Below are 1,197 nucleotides of genomic sequence, written 5' to 3'. Positions count from 1 at the left end.
ATGGCGGGTGACCTTTCGGTAATCCCCCGCATTCACTGGTGGTATGTACACCTGGCACCAACGGTCAGAGGACCTGGTGGTACTGTAGAAATGATCATTCATGCACTGTGTGCCGCCAATGGGTACTATCTACCCGGTTGGGCAAAAGGTATAGCGCCTTCCATTGAGGTACTTGTGGAACCGAATGAAGACGCCTTTTGTCAAAACTACCATCAATTATTTGAGGCTCATCAGGGGGCATTACAAATGCTGTTTACCAAAAGGAGCAATTAACCCATCGGTTCTGCTGTTGGATAGAGGGTTTACGACGATATTTTGCTATGCTTACCGGTTGTGTAAACACTCTATCCGTCAGAGCGGTATGGCTGCCATGAAAAACACGCCTTTCTCCCTGGAAAATTATCAACGTCCTGTTCTGAATCCCCCTGATGGTGCTGAAAAAATCCTGCTGCATTCCTGCTGTGCCCCCTGCTCAGGTGAAGTGATAGAAGCGATTAAAGCATCAGGTATTGAGCAGACCGTATTCTTTTACAACCCGAACATCCACCCGGCTGAGGAGTACCGGCTTCGCAAGGATGAAAACAAACGGTTCTGTGACAAGCTCAATATTCCGTTTATTGATGCTGATTATGATACCGACAACTGGTTTGCCCGCACCCGGGGCCTGGAAAATGAGCCAGAACGGGGTAAACGCTGCACGGTCTGTTTTGATATGCGATTCGAACGAACCGCTCTTTATGCTTTTGAACACCACTTTACGGTGATCTCCAGCACACTGGGTATTTCACGCTGGAAGAACATGGAACAGATCAATAACTGTGGCATCCGCTCTGCCGGGCATTACCCCGGCGTTACCTACTGGACTTACAACTGGCGTAAACAAGGGGGCAGCCAGAGAATGATTGAGCTGTCCAAACGGGAAGCGTTCTATCAACAGGAATACTGCGGTTGCGTATACAGCTTGAGGGACACAAATCGCTACCGAATGGCCCAGGGACGCAGCCGGATAAAAAGACTGGTGAATTTTTACGGCCAGAGTACCAATGGACAGGACGGAAAAGACGACTGTGCCATTATCGCTAAATCTTCGTGACGACCATCCCCCAAAAATTTCAACAGTATCCTTTGCTCTCACTATGAAAATGCAGCTTCGGACAGTGGGACCGTGATGGAACTTTTTACCAGCCAGTTACTCTA

General features: G+C 48.6%; 2 protein-coding genes. Both read left to right on the top strand.

The genetic code is table 11. The annotated features are described in order from the left end of the window. Positions 1-273: hypothetical protein (locus KDK15_RS11235; RefSeq protein ID WP_257295447.1), on the top strand; the 273-nt coding region annotated here is incomplete at its 5' end. A gap of 16 nt (positions 274-289) precedes the next feature. After that, complete coding sequence (locus tag KDK15_RS11230; protein ID WP_257295446.1) at positions 290-1,093, top strand: epoxyqueuosine reductase QueH; 804 nt, start codon at positions 290-292, stop codon at positions 1,091-1,093. Positions 1,094-1,197 lie beyond the last annotated feature (104 nt).

The sequence above is a fragment of the Endozoicomonas sp. YOMI1 genome, assembly GCF_024606345.1.
Classification (GTDB): Bacteria; Pseudomonadota; Gammaproteobacteria; order Pseudomonadales; family Endozoicomonadaceae; genus Endozoicomonas.
Note: the sequence above shows the minus strand (reverse complement) of the source record. Positions and strands in the feature narration are given on the sequence as shown.